Below are 17,114 nucleotides of genomic sequence, written 5' to 3'. Positions count from 1 at the left end.
ACGCCAAGATATCGCGCCGCCCGCTAACGCAGGCGGCGCGTTTTCATCACAGGTCGGGCAGGCCAGGCAGGATCTTGTCCATCGTGGCCGGCAGATCACGCACCCGCACACCGGTCGCATCATGGATGGCGTTCAGGATGCAGGCTGCGGCGCCGCAGATGCCCAACTCTCCGATACCCTTTGCCTGCATGGGGTTGGCATAGGGGTCACGCTCTTCCAGAAAGGTCACGGTCAGCTGCGGTACGTCGGCATTGACCGGGATGTGGTATTCGCCCAGATCGCGGTTGACGATGTGACCGTCGCGGGCATCGTGAATAAGCTCTTCCGTCAGAGCCATGCCAATTCCGAAGGTCATGCCGCCAAGGCACTGCGACCGCGCGGTTTTGGCGTTCAGGATACGCCCGGCGGCAAAGCTGCCGTGCATCCGGCGAATCCGCGTTTCCCCGGTCACCCGGTTCACGCCGACCTCGCAGAAGAACGCACCGAAGGTCGCCTGCCGGACGTCCTTCATCGTCTTGCCAGCCTCGATGACACCGGTCGATTCCATCGGGCTGTCGCCGATCAGGTCGGTCAGCGGAGTCTGCGTGTTCGCAGCCGTTGCCACACCATCCTTCAGCGTCAGGTCGCCTTCGTCACAGCCGAGCTTCTTGGCGATTTCCTGGCGCAGCTTCTCGCAGGCGAGGAACACCGACGACCCGGCCGAAGATGCCCCCCATGACCCGCCGGACCCAGCGGATTTCGGCAGGTTGCTGTCGCCCAGACGCGTCTCGATCCGGTCCTGCGGAACACCCAGCATTTCGCCGGCGATCTGGGTCAAGATCGCATAGGTCCCGGTGCCGATATCGGTCATGTCGGTTTCGATCAGGACGGTGCCATCGGGGTTCAGCGTCACGCGCGCATGGCTTTCGCCGATCATGTTGACCCGCACGGCGGACGACATGCCATGGCCGATCATCCAGTCGCCGTCCGTCTGACCGGTCTTGCGATCGGCCCAGCCATAGGTCGCAGCCCCGTCATCCAGCGCCTCTGCCAGCATGTGGGTCGAAAAATCGCGCCCGTCGCTGGGATCCTTGTCGGGAATGTTCAGCTTGCGCAATTCAACGGGGTCGATACCCGCCTTCACGGCCAGTTCGTCCATCGCGATTTCAAGCGCCGTGATGCCCACCGCCTCGCCCGGTGCGCGGACGGATCCGGCGCAGGTGGAATTGACGCGGACGATCTCCATCCCGATCTCGCGGTTCTCACCACGGTAAAGGAACGGGGTCGCCTGCGTGACCGGCTCGGCAAAGCTTTCGTCAGGCAGTTGCGACACACGCGCGCGATGGCCGATGCCGGTCAACTTGCCGTCCTTGTCAGCGGCCAGACGAAAGTGCTGGACGGTTTCGGACCGACGCATGGTCGATTCCATGACCTGTTGGCGCGACATCGCGACAGACACCGGCACACCCAGTTCGCGCGACGCCAGCGCGGCCGCGACCGCATCGGGAGAGATGCCCAGCTTGGACCCGAAGCCGCCGCCGACGTAGGGCGCCATCAGATGCACCGCTTCTGGCGCGATGCCGACGGAATCCCCGATTTCATTTACGTTGTACTTCAGCATCTGCGACGTCGCGCGCAGCATCAGCTTGTCGTCTTCCCACCACGCAATCGCCGTATGCGGCTCCATCGGGGCCGAGGTGTGGCCGGGCGTCGTGTAGGTTTCCTCGACCGTGAACGCCGCGTCCTTCATTGCGGCATCAAGATCGCCCATGCTGGACTGCTTGCCTTTGGGTGTCTCGACAGAGGCACCCTCCGCGTCAGGATCGGTCACAGCCGTCTTGCCCGTCATCTTCAGGTCCAGCGACTGGGCGCCGTGGCGCGCCTGTTCGAACGTGTCGGCCACGACCAGGGCAACCGGCTGGCCGATGTAGTAAATTTCCTTGCTGCCCTGAACCGGGGCCTCGTTCGCCGTGCCCTGCGCCGGATTACGCAGGAACTTGTCGCCATACATCACCTTGCGCACGCCCGGCATCTTTTCGACCGTGGCCGCATCGACGCTGTCCAGCGTACCGCGTGCGATCGTGGCACGGACCAACACACCGTGCAGCATGCCGGCCTGATGATCCTCGTGGGCGTAGGTCGCCGTGCCGGTGACCTTCAACGGCCCCTCGGGACGGTCCATGCCGGTGTGCAACAGGCCCTGCGCCATGTCGTCCAGCCGGTTGCGATGGTCCGGCTTGTCCATTTTCAGGTGGGCGTTCATGCGACGTCCTTTCCGCAAAGTTCCTTGAGTGTCGCAATCAGGGTGCGCCGCGCCAGCGGCACCTTGAAGGCATTGTCCTTCTTCGGGTCGGCATTCTTCAGCAGGATATCGGCAACCGCGTTGAAGGTATCCATCGTGGCCGGCTGACCGATCAGCGCGGCCTCTGCGTCCGCATCCCGCCACGGCTGCGGAGCGATCCCGCCGAACGCAAGCGACGCGTCCTTGACGGTGTCGCCGTCCATCTCGACCCGCGCCGCGACTGACACCATGGCAAAGGCATAGGACGCACGGTCACGCACCTTGCGATAGGTCTGCTGGCCCTTGGGGGCGGCTGGCAATATGACGGCGGTGATCAGATCGTCCTTGTGCAGCACGTTCTCGATATGCGGGGTGTCGCCCGGCAAAAGGTAGAATGCGGACAATGGCACTTGGCGCGTCTCTCCGGTCCCCGCCTCGATCTCGACCACGGCGTCCAAGGCGCGCATGGCGACGGCCATGTCGCTGGGGTGGGTCGCGATGCATTGATCACTGCCGCCAAGTATGGCGTGCAGGCGCGTCGCACCCTCCATCGCTTGGCAACCGGTGCCGGGCTCGCGCTTGTTGCAGGGCATCGCCGTGTCATAGAAGTAATAGCACCGCGTGCGTTGCAGCAGATTGCCGCCGGTCGTCGCCTTGTTGCGCAACTGGCCAGAGGCGCCCGCCAACAGGGCCTGACTGAGCATCGGGTAGCTTTCACGCACCCGCATATCCGCAGCAAGATCGGAATTCGTCACGAGGGCGCCGATCCGCAGACCGCCGTCGACTTCGGAGATTTCCTTCAGCTCAAGACGATTGATGTCGATCAGCGCGTCCGGCTGCATGACTTCCAGCTTCATCAGGTCCAGCAGGTTGGTGCCGCCGGCAATGATCGTGGCGCCCTGCGCGGCAGCGCTGGTGGCGTGACCAGTATCTTCGGCGCGGATGTAGTCAAAGGGCTTCATTTGCCGGCCTCCGCCGCATCGCGGATCGCATCGACGATATTCGGATAGGCCGCACAGCGGCACAGATTGCCTGACATCCGCTCTGAAATCTCGCCATCGGTCAGGTCGTAGTCGCCGGTCAGACTGGCGCTGACATGGCTGGGCCAGCCGTCCTTGACCTCTTGCAGCATGGCCGTGGCAGAGCAGATCTGGCCCGGGGTGCAGTAGCCGCACTGATAGCCGTCGTGCTTGACGAACGCGGCTTGCAGGTCGGACAGATTGCCGGGCTGGCCCAGACCTTCGATCGTCGTGACCTCGTCACCGTCGTGCATGCAGGCCAAGGACAGGCAGGAATTGATGCGGCGGCCGTTGACGATGACCGTACAGGCGCCGCATTGGCCGTGATCGCAGCCCTTTTTCGTCCCGGTCAGGTCCAGATGATTGCGCAGCGCGTCGAGCAACGTGGTGCGGCTGTCGGCTTCAAGGTCATGAACCTCGCCGTTGATCGTAAGGCTCGTTTTCATCGGGCCGTCCTTCGTGTTGGGAATGTCAGTGCGGCAAAACACTCGTTTGCCGCATGATCCTCCAACACGCCGAAAGGCCCGCAGGTTCCCCGCAAATGCGGGGGCTGCGTCAATCTGGTAGCATGTAATCCGTCAAATGCAGGTTCGGGGAATCGAACCGCGCCGTCATCGCCACGGTTCCGGCCTGCATGGCAAAGAAGGTCAGGGTCGCGAGGACAATTGCCGTGCCGGCCCCCATCAGAAACGCGGTCATTTGTAGGTCCCTCCGGTGCGTCCTTCGATCTGGTCAAGCCAGATTTCGTGGTGTTCCTTGGCCCAGTTGCGGTCCACCTGACCGCCCCACATCGCCCAGAACGCGCCCTGCATGCCGACGGTTCCGATGTAGATGTGGCCGATAAAGATCGCGATCAGCAGCAGACCGATGATGGCGTGGATCAGCATGGCCCAGGACAGCGTCCCCAGCGTCGCCCAGTAGTAGGGGAACATCAGGGTCACGCCGCTGACGACCATCAGCGCACCACCAAGGATCGCAGACCAGAAGATCAGCTTTTGCCCGGCGTTGAACTTTTTCGCGGGAATATGACCGCCGTCCGTCGCCATGCCACCCAGATGGCGCAGCCAGTGCAGGTCACGCTTTTCAGGAATGTTGCGCCCCATCCACATGACCGCCATCAGGATGATCCCGATCGCAAAGGACGGGAAGAACATCGTGTGGCCCCATGTCGAAATCCAGCCGACAGCGCCGATAGCCGCCTCGCCGAAAGGCGCAAACAGCGTCTTGCCGAAGGCGATGACCAGACCGGTCAGCGCCAGCCCGATAAAGCTGACAGACGTCAGCCAATGTGTCGCCCGCTCGAACAGGTTAAAGCGGCGAACCGTGTGTTTGCTGCGCCCATGGGCGATCGGCACCCGACCGCGGACAGCAAGGATCAGCGCCAGCAGAAAGCCCATGCCAAGGATCGCCATCGCGCCCAGATGTGTCGCGATGTCGGCAACACCCAGCCGCCAGTCACGGCCGAAGGGACGTTCGAACAACGCCGCGTTCGGGTAAGGCAAAGATGAAATCCCGACCGTGCGCTCTGCCGGACGCAGCATGGCGCCAGTGTTATCGCCGTAGATGGACCAGCTCTCGGTGAACTTGTCACCGTTTGCCATCGGCGCGTTGGTCATCATCGTGTCCGGCACGACGCTGTAGTCGGGCCGCGCTGCATCGGGCGACGGACCGGTTTGGTAACGTTCCGCCTGGAACGTCGTGCGGTCCGCAAGGGCCACGCCGGTTAGCAGGCCGCTGGCCGCATCCTGCGCGCCCATCTGCTTGCCGTTGTATTCGGTGACACCCCATCGGACCTCTGGCACCGTGCGGGCATCGCCGTCGAAGATCTCGTAGATCTGCCACACCAGCGCGATGGCAAGGATAAAGGCGACGATCGCGCCGCCAATCCGGTAGCGGGTGAAATCCCGCCCGTGAACAATGACCTCGTCGCTCATGCGCCCTGCTCCGGATAATATGCAGTTTTCCAGCCCCATGCACCGGAGCCGAAGCCACGGGCCACGACGCGCTCGCGGTAGATTTCGCCGATCACGTCACCGTCACCAGCGAGCAGCGCGCGGGTCGAACAGACCTCGGCGCAGATCGGCAGCTTGCCTTCGGCAATGCGGTTGCGACCGTATTTCTTGAACTCCGCCTCTGATCCATTTTCTTCGGGACCACCGGCGCAATAGGTGCATTTGTCCATCGTGCCGCGCGTGCCGAACAGCGTGGCGCGCGGGAACTGGGGCGCACCGAAGGGGCAGGCGTAAAAGCAATAACCGCAGCCGATGCAGGTGTCCTTATTGTGCAGAACGACGCCGATGTCGGTCTGATACAGGGTGCTGACCGGGCAGACCGCGACGCAGGGCGCATCGGTGCAGTGCATGCAGGAAATCGCGACGGATTTCTCTCCGGGTTGGCCGTCGTCGATGGTCACGACGCGGCGGCGCACCATGCCCCAGGGCACCTCGTGTTCATTCTTGCACGATGTGGCGCAGGCGTTGCATTCGATGCAGCGGTCCGTGTCGCAAAGGAATTTCAAACGTGCCATCAGACAGCCTCGATCCGGCAGAGTGTTGCCTTAGTTTCTTGCATTTGTGTCACGATATCATACCCGTAGGTCTGGATCGTGTTCGTCGCTTCGCCAAAGACGTAGGGTTCGGTGCCGCTGGGGTACTTCGTGGTCAGGTCTTCACCCATCCAGAAACCTGCAAAGTGGAATGGCAGGAACACCGTACCTTCACCGACGCGCGGGGTGACCAGCGCCTTGACCCTGATCCGACCGTTAGGTGATGCAACCCAGCAATCGTTGCCGTCGGTCACGCCTGCACGGTCCGCGTCGGCGGGGTTGATTTCGACGAACATCTGTTGCTGGAACTCGGCCAGCCACTTGTTCGACCGGGTCTCGTCGCCGCCACCCTCGAATTCCACAAGCCGGCCAGAGGTCAGCGTGATCGGAAAATCCTTGGCGTAGTCGACGTTCTGGATGCTTTCATACAGAACCGGGACCCGCCATTTGCGCTGATCCTCGTAGGTTTTGTATTCCGGCAGCAGGTCGCGGCGCGCAGTCAGCAACGGCTCGCGGTGTTTCGGGATCGGGTCCGGGAACGTCCAGACCACCGTCCGCGCCTTGCCGTTGCCATAGGGCGCCAGACCGTGCGCGATCATGACGCGCTGGATGCCGCCCGACAGGTCGGTCTTCCAGTTCACGCCGCGGACCTTGTCGGCCAGATTGTTACCACCGCCGTCAACGTTCGATCCGTCTGGTTTCTGCGTTAGCAAGTAGGCCGCGATGGCAGTCAGGGCGTTGTCCGGGTAGCCCGGGAAATCGCCACTGACGTCGCCCAACTGCGCCCGCGCCGCATCAGCAAAGTCGGCAGACAACGCATCGAGCGCTGTCTGCGCCGCCGCATCGTCCATCGACAGCATGTCATGGCTGAACCGGTCCGCGCCGATCGACGCAATGATCAACCGTTCGCGCGGTGTGAATTCATTCGCCCAGCCCAGCGCCTCGATCATGCCGAGCGTGCCTTCGGGATAGCCGTCCTGAATCTCGGACCCGGGTGTCCAGCTGTCCTCGGCCAGCAGGTTCTCGCCTTCGCGTTCCACACCCCAGCGGGCGCGGAACGGCAAGCCGCCCTCTGCCACGGGGACGGAGGCATCATACAGGATCGGCGTGCCGGGGTGCGCGTCCTGCGGGTTGCCCCATGCGGGCCAAGGCAGGCAGTAGTATTCGCCCAGCACCGGTTCCGACATGCCCTTCAGCGTGATGCTGTCGAACTTGTCCTGATGCTGCATGTGCAGTTTCAACCGCTCCGGGCTTTGACCGGTGTAGCCGATCGTCCAGGTGCCGCTATTGATCTCGCGCAGCATGTCTTCTGCAATCGGTTCGTTGTTCTGGACGCCGATGTGCTTGAACATCTCGTCCGCGAACCCGAAGGCCTGCGCGAACAGATAGGTGATCTCGTAATCGCTTTTCGCCTCGAACAGCGGATCGAACACCTTTTCGCGCCACTGAAGCGACCGGCTGGAGTTCGTGACAGAGCCGTGGATTTCGGCGGTCGAAGACGCAGGCAGCAGATAGACGTTGTCCTGCTTATTGGACATGATCGCGACCTGCGTCGGGTGCGGGTCGATGACGCAGAGCACATCGACCTTGTCCATCGCCTCGCGCTGCTCTGGCCCGCGGGTGATGGAGTTCGCGGCATGGCCCCAGAACATCATCGCCTTGACCGGGTTCGGCTGATCGAGGTTATCGGCAGGTTCCAGAATGGCATCCATGTAGCGCGACAGCGGCATGCCCTCGGCCTGCATCAACTCTTCTGATGCAAAGCGCGACAGCATGTAGTCGTAATCCACGTCCCAGACGCGGCTCCAGTGCTTCCACGCGCCTTTGGACAGGCCGTAGTAGGCTGGCAGCGAGTCGCAGGACACGCCAAGGTCCGTCGCACCCTGCACGTTGTCGTGGCCGCGGAAGATGTTGGCGCCGCCACCCTTCTTGCCGATGTTGCCCAGCACCAGTTGCAGGATAGAGGCGGCACGCGTCTTGGACGACCCGACGGTGGACTGCGTCAGTCCCATGCACCAGATCAGCGTACCGGGGCGGTTTTCGGCCAGCGTGCGGGCGACGCGGGCGGTCTGCTCTGCCGGAATGCCGGACACACGCTCGACCTCTTCCAGCGTCCAGTGCTGCACTTCTTCGCGGATCTGGTCCATGCCCCAGACACGACTCTTGATGTATTCCTTGTCTTCCCAGCCGTTCGCGAAAATCTCGCGGACCAGACCCAGCATGAAGCCGATGTCGGCGCCGGGCCGGATGCGGACATATTCGTCAGCGTGGGCGGCGGTGCGGGTAAAGCGGGGATCGACGACGATCATCTTGCCGCCGTTCTCGCGTCCCGCAAGGACGTGCAACATCGATACCGGGTGCGCCTCGGCGGGATTGCCGCCGATGATCAGGATGGATTTGGCGTTGCGGATGTCGTTGAAGGTGTTGGTCATGGCGCCGTAGCCATAGATGTTCGCCACACCGGCCACCGTCGTCGAGTGGCAGATCCGCGCCTGGTGATCGACGTTGTTGGTGCCCCAGAAGGCCGCCAGCTTGCGGAACAGGTAGCTCTGCTCGTTGGAAAACTTGGCCGATCCCAGCCAGTACACCGAGTCAGGCCCGAACTCCTCGCGGATACCGTTCAGCTTCTCGCCCAACTCGCTGATCGCCTGATCCCAGCTGATCCGGGTCCACTCGCCGGCGACCTTTTTCATGGGATACTTCAGACGGCGGTCACCGATCGCGATCTCGCGCATGGCGGCACCCTTGGCGCAATGCGTGCCCTGGTTGATCGGGGATTCAAAGGCAGGCTCCTGCCCGACCCAGACGCCATTTTCGACCTCTGCCCAAAGCGAGCAACCAACCGAGCAGAACTGGCAGATCGTCTTGTGGTAGGTCGTTGACAGCGACGGCGTCGCCGGGGCGGTCTGGGCTTGCACGACCCGGCCCGCGCTGCTGCCGACGGCACCCAGTGCCAGTCCGGCCAGTCCGGAATTGCGCAGAAATTCGCGTCGGGTGCTGCCCACACGGGGCGTTGAGACGGTCGGAGTCGTTGTACGGCGACGCAACATCACAAGGTCTTCCTGTTGGGGGTCAGCTGCGGGACAGCCGATAGTATGTGGCAACGTGATCCGTGGTCACGAATTGTGGCTGGCGCGGATCGACGGGCAGAACGATGGGTGCAGCAGCTTCTGCCGTGCCGGCACCAAGCGCCAGACTGACAGAGGCCAGCGGCACACCCGCCAGCAGGCGGCGGCGGATCGGATCGGGTGTATCGGGCATTGAACTCACCTCTTGGGATTGGACCGAGTTTATAGAAATGCGGCAGGGCGGCAAGGTCAAACCCACGGTTATGCCACCAGATCCTGATCTGTCGCACATCAGTTACGGTCTTTTACCCATTGGGATGACAGGCACAATCGCCGGACGGGGTGTCGCGCGGATCAGGACGATCCGCCGCACCGGGGAAAAAACATGACCGTGGCCGCACGATTGCACCTGATCGATGGGCCACACCGTCGCAGTCCGTCGCACCGGCCGCACATCTTGGACTGTGTTCGCTGCAAGACTTGCGCTAGTGAAATGACATGCAGATGCCGCTCACCCTCATCCCGACGACAAAAGCGTCAGCACGGCCCGCACCACAGGGGGCCCGTCACCGTGTTTGACGCCAGTCTGTCGCGCTACATCTGGGAACATACGCGGCGTCAGCAGTTGTGGATCCTTGGCGTCGTCGCGGCGTCGATGATCCCCTATTATATGGCCTTCAGCCTGCCCAAAACCATCGTCAACGGCCCCATTCAGGGTGACGGGTTCGAAACGGCGGATGCGACGCAGACATTCCTGCGGATCGCGCTTCCTCTGCCGGGCACGAGCGATATCGTCCTGTTCCCCGGGTTGACGCTTGACCGGGTGCATATGCTCTTTGCCCTCAGCGGCGTGTTCCTGTTGCTGGTCGTCGTCAACGGGCTCTTCAAGTTCTACATCAACGCCTACAAGGGCAAACTGGGCGAACGGCTGCTGCGCCGGATCCGGTATGCGCTGGTCGATCACGTCCTGCGGTTTCCGCCCGCGACGTTCAAACTGTTGAAAAGCCCCGAAATCGCCAGCATGATCAAGGACGAGGTCGAGCCGATGGGCGGCTTTACCGGCGATGCCTTCGTATCCCCTGCCCTGCTGGGCGGTCAGGCGATCACGGCACTGGTGTTCATCTTCGTACAGAACGTGATGCTGGGCGGCATCACCGCCGCCCTGATCGGCGCGCAGATCCTGATCATCCCGCGCATGCGGCGCAGGCTGCTGGTGCTGGGGCGTGAACGCCAGCTGACCGCGCGACAACTGTCCGGGCGCGTCGGCGAGATCGTGGAGAACATCGGCACAATTCACGCCAACGATACCTCGAATTTCGAGCGTGCCGACATTTCGGCCCGGCTGGGGCGTATCTTCACCATCCGCTACGACATCTACCAGTGGAAGTTTCTGGTCAAATTCATCAACAACTTCCTCGCGTCCCTTGCGCCGTTCATCTTCTACAGCCTTGGCGGCTATCTTGCGCTGACGGGCTATCTGGACATCGGTCAGTTGGTCGCCGTGATCGGCGCCTATTCGAACCTGCCGGGTCCGCTCAAGGAACTGATCGACTGGGACCAGAACCGCCAGGACGTCGAGATCAAGTATCAGCAGGTGATCGGTCAGTTTGCCGTCGACAACATGATCGCGTCCGACCTGCACGCGGTGCACCGCGTGGCGGACCCTTTGGGCGCGCCGCTGGCCGCGATCGGCGTGCGCGTCGTGGACGACGGCGGCGTCGTCAGCCTCGATCATACGGATTTCACGCTCAATCCCGGAGAGGCACTGGCCGTCATCGGACCGGCGGGATCCGGCAGCGAAACCTTTGCCGATCTTTTCGCGCGGCAGATCTGGCCCAGCAGCGGGCGCATTGTGGCCGGACAGACCAGTTTGCTGTCCTTGCCAGAGGCCGTCACAGGCCGGTCGATCAGCTATGCCGGCGGCGACAGCCCGCTGTTGTCCGGCAGCCTGATCGACAACCTGACCTACGGCCTGCGCAACAGTCCCCCGGATCCCGACGGCAGCACGCCCTCACCCGCGCGGCGCTGGCAACTGAACGAGGCCCGAATATCGGGCAACCCCGACTTTGACCGCGATGCCGACTGGATCGACTACGCGGCGCTCGATCTTGACGGACCCAAAGGCCTGTCGCACCATTTGCTGGGCGTGCTGGACTGCGTCGACATGACCCGCGACCTGCAGGACCTGGCGCTTTATTCCACGGTGGCAGAGGTGGATCATCCGGATCTGGCAACCCAGATCGTCGCCATTCGCGGTCAGTTGCGTGCCGAACTCGAACAGGGCGGTCTGGCCGAACTGATCGTCCCCTTCGCCCCCGACACATACAACACTGAGGCGACGGTTCTGGAAAACCTGCTGTTCGGTCGCCTGCGTCCGTCCTCTGCCTTGACCGATCCGGCAGAGCGCACGGCATTCTTTCGCCGCTTGCTGGAACAGGCCGGCCTTTACGAAAAGCTTTGCGCCATCGGCACCGAAATCGCCCGCAACGTGATCGGCCTGTTTGCAGACCTGCCCGCCGATCACCCGTTCTTTCGCCAGATGACCTTCATGTCGCCCGACGACATTCCGACCTATCAGGCCCTGTTGCAGAAATTCGACAAGCCCGCGGGCACCGTGACCGACGCCGATCGTGCGATGATGGTCAGTCTGGCGTTCGAATACATCGAACCACGTCACCGTTTCGGTCTGCTGGACGACGCCCTGATGGTCGAAGTCGTCGCGTTCCGGCAATTCTTTCACGATTCGATCCCGGACCGGTTGAAGCCCGGCATCGAAATCTACGACCCCGCACATTTCACCGATACCGCGACACTGATGGACAACATCCTGTTTGGCAGGGTCAGCCAGAAATACCGCGACGGGGCGGATCAGATCCGCTCGGCGATCCTTGATCTGCTGCGCAGGCAGGGCGCGTTCGAGGAGGTGCTGACCATCGGCCTCGGCTTTGACGTGGGAACCGGCGGTCGCCGCCTGAGCGCGGCACAGCGCCAGAAGGTCGCGCTGGCGCGGGCGCTGGTGCGGCCATCGGATTACTACGTGTTCAACCGCCCGTTGACCGCGCTGGACAATCGGTCGCAAGATCTTATCCTGACCCGCGTGCTTGATCGTCTGCGGACCGCGCGCCGGACGCCAGCCGTTCTGTGGACACTGTCCAACCCGCAGATGGCGCGGCACTTCGACCGGATCGCTGTGTTCAGCGACGGCAAGCTGGCAGAGGTTGGCACACCGGACGAACTTGCGGAAAGTAACGGTATCTTCAGTGATATGATCGCGTCATAATATCTGTAACGGACCACCATGAAAGCGGGAGAAACCTGCGCGTGCTGCTGAACGATGAAGTCAAGATGCTCAGGCAGGTGCCGATCTTTGCGGGCATGGCATCGGCAAAGCTGCGTCTGCTGGCCTATACCTCTGACCGCGTGGCCTATCGCGCTGGCGAAGTGCTGTTCCATCAGGGCGATGACGGTGACGCCGCCTATGTCATCCTGCAGGGGCAGGCCGACGTGATGGTGACGACACCGCAGGGCGAGTTGCGCGTCGCGCAAGTGGCTGAAAACGCAATGGTCGGCGAAATCGCGATCCTCTGCGACGTTGCGCGCACCGCCACCGTCCGCGCCGTCACCCCGGTCGAGGCGCTGCGGATCAGCAAGGAAAATTTCGTCAAGCTGCTACTGGATTTCCCGGAAATGACCTTGGAAATCGTGCGGGTTCTGGCCGCAAGGCTCAGCGATACGACCGCCACCCTGACTGCGGAACTGGCCGCGGCACGCACTGCCGCGAATCATTCGGTCCATTGACGATCACCGTATCAGACGCCGGTGGCGGCAAGCGCCAGCATGGATGACACCGCCCGCTTCACGCTGAAGATCTGGGGCGCGCGCGGCAGCATGCCGATGGCGACGGCGCAGACTGCCCTGTTCGGCGGCAACTCCATATGCATGGAACTGCGCTGCGGGGACCGGGTGCTGATGTTCGACGCGGGGTCTGGACTGCCAGTCGCGGGGCGGGCCATGCTGGACGATGGCCATCGCGATATCGACCTGTTCTTTACGCATTGCCATTACGACCACATCGTCGGCTTGCCGTTCTTCCGCCCGCTCTTCGATCCGGAACGGTCGATCCGCATCTGGTCCGGTCTTGCGGATGGCACCACGACGCAGGCCATGCTGGCGGATTTCATGCGGCGACCCTTCTTTCCCGTCGGTCCCGACGTTTTCACGGCCCGGATCGAGACGCGTGATTTCCGACCCGGCGACACCCTTTCTCCGGCTGCGGACATCACGATCCAAACGGCGCTGCTCAGCCATCCGGGCGGTGCCACCGGTTACCGGATTTCCTATGCCGGACGGGTGATGGCGCTGGTCTTCGATACCGATCACACCCCCGGCACGCTGGACCCCACGGCGCTGCAGCTGATGGCTGGCGCGGACCTGTGTCTTTACGATGCGACCTTTACCGACGCGGAGTTTCCCAGCCACAGCACGTTCGGCCATTCGACCTGGCAGCAGGGCCTGCGGCTGGCACAGGCCGCAGGTGCGGCCCGGATCGGATTCGTCCATCACGCGACATTCCGCAGTGACGACGACCTGACAGCGATGGAGGCCGAGGCACAGGCGCTGTTCCCCGGCGCCTTTTTCGCCCGCGACTTTCAGGTGGTCGAGGTCTAGTGCCGCGACACCAGATCCTTCAGGATCGCCGCCGTGCGGGCCGCTCCATCCGTTGCGGCCAAAGCCGTCACCGCCAATGGATCCTGCGCCAGCGCCCGGTCCATGGCCGCGGCCATGGCGGGGCCGTCCAGATCCGCCTCTGCCAGCATGATGGCCCGTCCGGCGCGGCTGAGCAAGGTCGCGCGCTGGGTCTGTTCCGTCTCTCCTCCGGCCGCGAACGGGATCAGAAGCGCGCGACACCCGGCTTGCAGGATGTCCGCGACGGTATTGTAACCTGCCTGAGACACCGACAGCCGGGCGGAGGCCAGCAGCGATGCGAAATCCGTGCGGAACCGGGTGATCGTGACATTGGACGGCGCGGTGTCGATCAATGCGTCGTAATCCGCCTCTGGCAGGTTCGGCCCGGCGATGATGCAGCACGGCCCCAGACGGGGGCGCAGCCGGATTGCCGCAACCGCGGCCTGCACCAAGGCCGCCCCGACGGCGCCGCCACCGGCGGAAACCACCACATCAAAGCGTTCTGCGGACGGATCGGGCGCGGGCGGGCAGACCAGCCCAGTGTGAATGACGCGGTGCGCGATCTTCTCGGCCAATGGGAACGAATCCTTCAAGGCGGCAAAAGCCGGATCGCCGTGCACCAGAACACGGTCGTAATGCGTCAGCACCAGATTGACGGTGTCCTGATCCCGCTGCGGCTTGGCGCGGGCCTGCAGGATATCGCGGATCGAGGCCAGCAGCAGCGGCCTTGGTCGCACCGCGGCGATGGCATCAAGCAGGGGCAGCAGTTCAAACCGCATCTGGCGCCGGCCAAACGGAAACGCCTCGGTGATGACGGCATCCGGTCGGATGTCCGCGAAGGCGGCCAGCAAAAGGTCGCGGCGACGCGACAGGTAGGCCTCGGTCGCGGGCTGACCGTCTGCATCGACCATGCCCGCAAAGCCGTCGGGACCGACCGCCAAGGGCGGCAAGGCGATGTGCTGGACGGAAGCATCCGGAAAGCCTGCCACGGGCATGCCGCCTGTCACCATCGTCACGTCCATCCCGGCGTCGCCCATCGCCTTTGCGATGCGGCTGGCGCGCGCCAGATGGCCGATCCCCAGAAGATGCTGAACGTAGAACAAGACACGCAGATCGGTCATGGCTGCATGCCTGTGGCGTCGAACAGCTTCACCAACTGGTCGATGCTGGTGCGATAGTCGAAATGCCCCCGCACCTTGGCCGCAACGGCCGCACCCTTTGCGGCACGCAAATCCGGGTCGGTGATCGCCTCTTGCAATGTCAGCGCCAGCGCTGCGGGGTCCTCTGGCGGGACAAGCCACCCCAATGTGGGGTCAGAAATCAGTTCCGGGATGCCCGAAATATCGCTCGCCACGCAGGCCAGTTTCTGGCTGGCTGCCTCGACCAGCACGTTGGGCAAGCCATCACGGTCGCCATCCGCAGTGATCCGACTGGCCAGCGCAAAGATATCCGCAGCGCGGTAGGCGGCCAGCACGTCTGTCTGATCGACAGCACCGCGCCACCGGCAGCGGTCGGCGATCCCCAGATCATCGGCCAGCGCCTGCAACTGCGCCAGATCACCGCCGCCGCCCATGTGGTCGAAATGCCAGTGCAAATCGGCGGGCAGGCGGGCCAGCGCATGCAGCAGGACGTCGTATCCCTTTTTCGGGACGGCACGGCCGACGCTGACCAGTTGCACGGGGTCCGACGGGTCGCGCCCGTCACGGGCCGGTCGTGCACCGTCAAAGGCGGGAAACCGATCCAGGTTCAGGCCATGATAGCTCAGATGCACACGGCCCGGATCGATGGCGAGGCTTTGCAGATGGGCAAAGCCGCTGGCGGTACATGTGACGGCCCACCGGGCACGCGCGAGTTTGCCACGCAATTCCCAGTCGCCTTGCGTCCAGATATCCTTGGCATGGGCAGAAACGGACCAGCCCATCCCCCTGATCCGCGCCGCATAGTCGGCGACAGAGGCCGGCGTATGGATGAAATGCGCGTGCAACAGCCCGGCATCGCCGGGCCATTCACGCACCAGCACGGCCGCCTGCCCCAGCCGCCGCAGCCGGTTGCGACTGAGATCGCGACGCAGATCGCCCGCGAAAGAGGGCAGCAACCGCCAGAAACCGGGATGCCTGACCGCCTGCAGCAGACCGCGCAACACGCGCAGCGGTTCCTGATGCAGATATTCCGGCAGATACAGAAGATCCGCCTCGATCTCTTGGTGGACCGGGTGCCGCTTCTTGTCGGTCGGGTGGCGCAGGGACACGATGGTCAGATCGAAGCCCGCCAATTCAAGTCCCCGCAACTCTTGCGCAATAAAGGTTTCGGACAGGCGCGGGTAGCCTTTGACCACCACGACCAGATGCGGGCCGGTCAACGGCCCAGATCCGTGCCGACGAGGTCCGAGATGTTGTGCAACCCGTCCAGCGTCAGCCCGCTCCAGCCTTCGGACGGCTTCTTGCGGCGGGGCAGATCATGCAGGGCCTGCGCCATGCGGACAGGGTCCGCGGCGTCCTGCGGCAGCAGCATGTCGACCATGCCCAGGTCTGCCGCACGGGTGGCGCGCAGCAACTGCTCTTCCCGCGGCAGGATGCGGGGGACGATCAGGGCGGGTTTGTCGAAAGACAGGATCTCGCAAAAGGTATTGTAGCCGCCCATGGCGACGACGGATTGCGCGTTCGCGGTCAGTTCCTCCATCCGGGGGTCGAAGTCGATGACGTCGACATGCGGAATGGCCGTCCCGCGCTGGGTGAACCCGGCGCGCAGATCGGCGGTCATGTAAGGTCCCAGCACGATCAGCGTGCGGGTGGTCAGGGTTGCGTCATGTTCGAACGCGCGCAGCACGTTTTCGATCAGGTCGGCCCCGTCGCCGCCACCGCCGGTGGTCACAAGGATGTAGTCGCCCTCTGGCTGGTTCTGCGAGGGTTGATCGCCGCGCGCGCTACGTTGCAGGAATCCGACGAAATTCATCCGGTCATGCACGTTGTCCGGCACAGCAAGCCCGGTCAGGGGATCATAGAAATCCGGCGGACCGTAGACCCAGATGTGATCGAAATAGCGGTCGATCTTGGCCATCATGTCGCTGTGCTGCCATTCGGCATCCAGCAGGTGCGGCGCATCCATCACGTCGCGCAGCCCCAGAACCAGCGTGGTGCCCCTGTCCTTGAGGAAGGCCAGCGTCTCCTCGACCTCGCCGCGCAGCCCCATGGGTTCCTTGTCGACAATGAAGATGTCGGGCCGAAAGGATTGGGCAGTGTGCCGGATGATCGACCGGCGCATGTGGATCGTGTCGGCCAGATCAATGTGTTCCGACAGCGACGAATATTCGCCGTTGCGCAGCTTGATCACACTGGGGATCTTCACGAAATCGACGCGCGCCCGGTAATCGAACGCCCCCGCGATCTGCGACCCTGAAATGATCAGCACCATCATCCCGCGGTGGTCCTGCACCAGCGCCTGCGCAATGGCGCGACAGCGGCGCAGATGACCAAGGCCAAAGGTGTCGTGGCTGTACATCAGGACGCGATGATTGCGGTTCCGGTCGGGCATCGCGG

At 63.3% G+C, this 17,114-nt stretch carries 14 protein-coding genes; 3 read left to right on the top strand and 11 right to left on the bottom strand.

Going from position 1 to position 17,114, the window contains the following annotated elements; all coding sequences use genetic code 11:
- Window positions 1-46: 46 nt before the first annotated feature.
- The 8 genes from GLR48_RS05160 to GLR48_RS05125 form a co-directional block, all read right to left on the bottom strand.
- Window positions 47-2,242: a xanthine dehydrogenase family protein molybdopterin-binding subunit gene (locus GLR48_RS05160; protein ID WP_237059333.1), complete on the bottom strand. Its 2,196-nt coding sequence runs from the start codon at window positions 2,240-2,242 to the stop codon at window positions 47-49.
- Window positions 2,239-3,222: an FAD binding domain-containing protein gene (locus GLR48_RS05155; RefSeq protein ID WP_237059323.1), complete on the bottom strand. Its 984-nt coding sequence runs from the start codon at window positions 3,220-3,222 to the stop codon at window positions 2,239-2,241. The genes GLR48_RS05160 and GLR48_RS05155 overlap by 4 nt, the downstream gene beginning before the upstream one ends.
- Window positions 3,219-3,725 carry a 2Fe-2S iron-sulfur cluster-binding protein gene (locus tag GLR48_RS05150; RefSeq protein ID WP_237059321.1) on the bottom strand — a complete coding sequence of 169 codons (507 nt, stop codon included), beginning with the start codon at window positions 3,723-3,725 and terminating at the stop codon, window positions 3,219-3,221. The genes GLR48_RS05155 and GLR48_RS05150 overlap by 4 nt, the downstream gene beginning before the upstream one ends.
- Window positions 3,726-3,834: 109 nt before the next feature.
- Entirely contained in the window at window positions 3,835-3,978 is a 144-nt protein-coding gene (locus tag GLR48_RS05145) for a hypothetical protein (protein ID WP_178352731.1), read from the bottom strand.
- On the bottom strand, window positions 3,975-5,213 hold the full coding sequence (locus GLR48_RS05140; protein WP_237059319.1) for a formate dehydrogenase subunit gamma: 1,239 nt from the start codon (window positions 5,211-5,213) through the stop codon (window positions 3,975-3,977). Before GLR48_RS05140 ends, GLR48_RS05145 begins: the two co-directional genes overlap by 4 nt.
- Window positions 5,210-5,806 carry a formate dehydrogenase FDH3 subunit beta gene (fdh3B, locus tag GLR48_RS05135; RefSeq protein ID WP_237059317.1) on the bottom strand — a complete coding sequence of 199 codons (597 nt, stop codon included), beginning with the start codon at window positions 5,804-5,806 and terminating at the stop codon, window positions 5,210-5,212. The genes GLR48_RS05140 and fdh3B overlap by 4 nt, the downstream gene beginning before the upstream one ends.
- Window positions 5,806-8,874 carry a formate dehydrogenase subunit alpha gene (locus GLR48_RS05130; RefSeq protein ID WP_237059315.1) on the bottom strand — a complete coding sequence of 1,023 codons (3,069 nt, stop codon included), beginning with the start codon at window positions 8,872-8,874 and terminating at the stop codon, window positions 5,806-5,808. Before GLR48_RS05130 ends, fdh3B begins: the two co-directional genes overlap by 1 nt.
- Before the next feature lie 22 nt (window positions 8,875-8,896).
- Window positions 8,897-9,085, bottom strand: a complete 189-nt coding sequence (locus tag GLR48_RS05125; RefSeq protein ID WP_237059307.1) for a hypothetical protein — start codon at window positions 9,083-9,085, stop codon at window positions 8,897-8,899.
- 378 nt (window positions 9,086-9,463) lie between these two features.
- On the opposite strand from GLR48_RS05125, the gene GLR48_RS05120 reads away from it, so the two are divergent.
- The 3 genes from GLR48_RS05120 to GLR48_RS05110 are packed head-to-tail and all read left to right on the top strand — an operon-like array spanning window position 9,464 to window position 13,560.
- Complete coding sequence (locus GLR48_RS05120) at window positions 9,464-12,172, top strand: ABC transporter transmembrane domain-containing protein (RefSeq protein ID WP_237059306.1); 2,709 nt, start codon at window positions 9,464-9,466, stop codon at window positions 12,170-12,172.
- 41 nt (window positions 12,173-12,213) lie between these two features.
- Window positions 12,214-12,690, top strand: coding sequence for a cyclic nucleotide-binding domain-containing protein (locus GLR48_RS05115; RefSeq protein WP_237059305.1), 477 nt, complete (start codon window positions 12,214-12,216; stop codon window positions 12,688-12,690).
- Between the two features lie 39 nt (window positions 12,691-12,729).
- Window positions 12,730-13,560 carry an MBL fold metallo-hydrolase gene (locus tag GLR48_RS05110; protein ID WP_237059304.1) on the top strand — a complete coding sequence of 277 codons (831 nt, stop codon included), beginning with the start codon at window positions 12,730-12,732 and terminating at the stop codon, window positions 13,558-13,560.
- Here GLR48_RS05110 and GLR48_RS05105 read toward each other — a convergent pair.
- From GLR48_RS05105 to GLR48_RS05095, 3 genes are read right to left on the bottom strand one after another with little or no spacing between them, the layout of a single operon-like run.
- A complete protein-coding gene (locus GLR48_RS05105) occupies window positions 13,557-14,699 on the bottom strand; it encodes a glycosyltransferase family protein (protein WP_237059303.1) in 1,143 nt (380 codons plus the stop codon). The two genes, GLR48_RS05110 and GLR48_RS05105, sit on opposite strands and share 4 nt — an antisense overlap.
- Complete coding sequence (locus GLR48_RS05100; protein ID WP_237059302.1) at window positions 14,696-15,937, bottom strand: glycosyltransferase family 4 protein; 1,242 nt, start codon at window positions 15,935-15,937, stop codon at window positions 14,696-14,698. Before GLR48_RS05100 ends, GLR48_RS05105 begins: the two co-directional genes overlap by 4 nt.
- A complete protein-coding gene (locus GLR48_RS05095; RefSeq protein ID WP_237059294.1) occupies window positions 15,934-17,109 on the bottom strand; it encodes a glycosyltransferase family protein in 1,176 nt (391 codons plus the stop codon). The genes GLR48_RS05100 and GLR48_RS05095 overlap by 4 nt, the downstream gene beginning before the upstream one ends.
- Window positions 17,110-17,114: the final 5 nt, after the last annotated feature.

The organism is Loktanella sp. M215 (assembly GCF_021735925.1).
In the GTDB taxonomy this organism is placed as follows: Bacteria; Pseudomonadota; Alphaproteobacteria; order Rhodobacterales; family Rhodobacteraceae; genus Loktanella.
The sequence above is the reverse complement of the archived record's forward strand: the minus strand, read 5'-3'. Positions and strand labels throughout refer to the sequence as shown.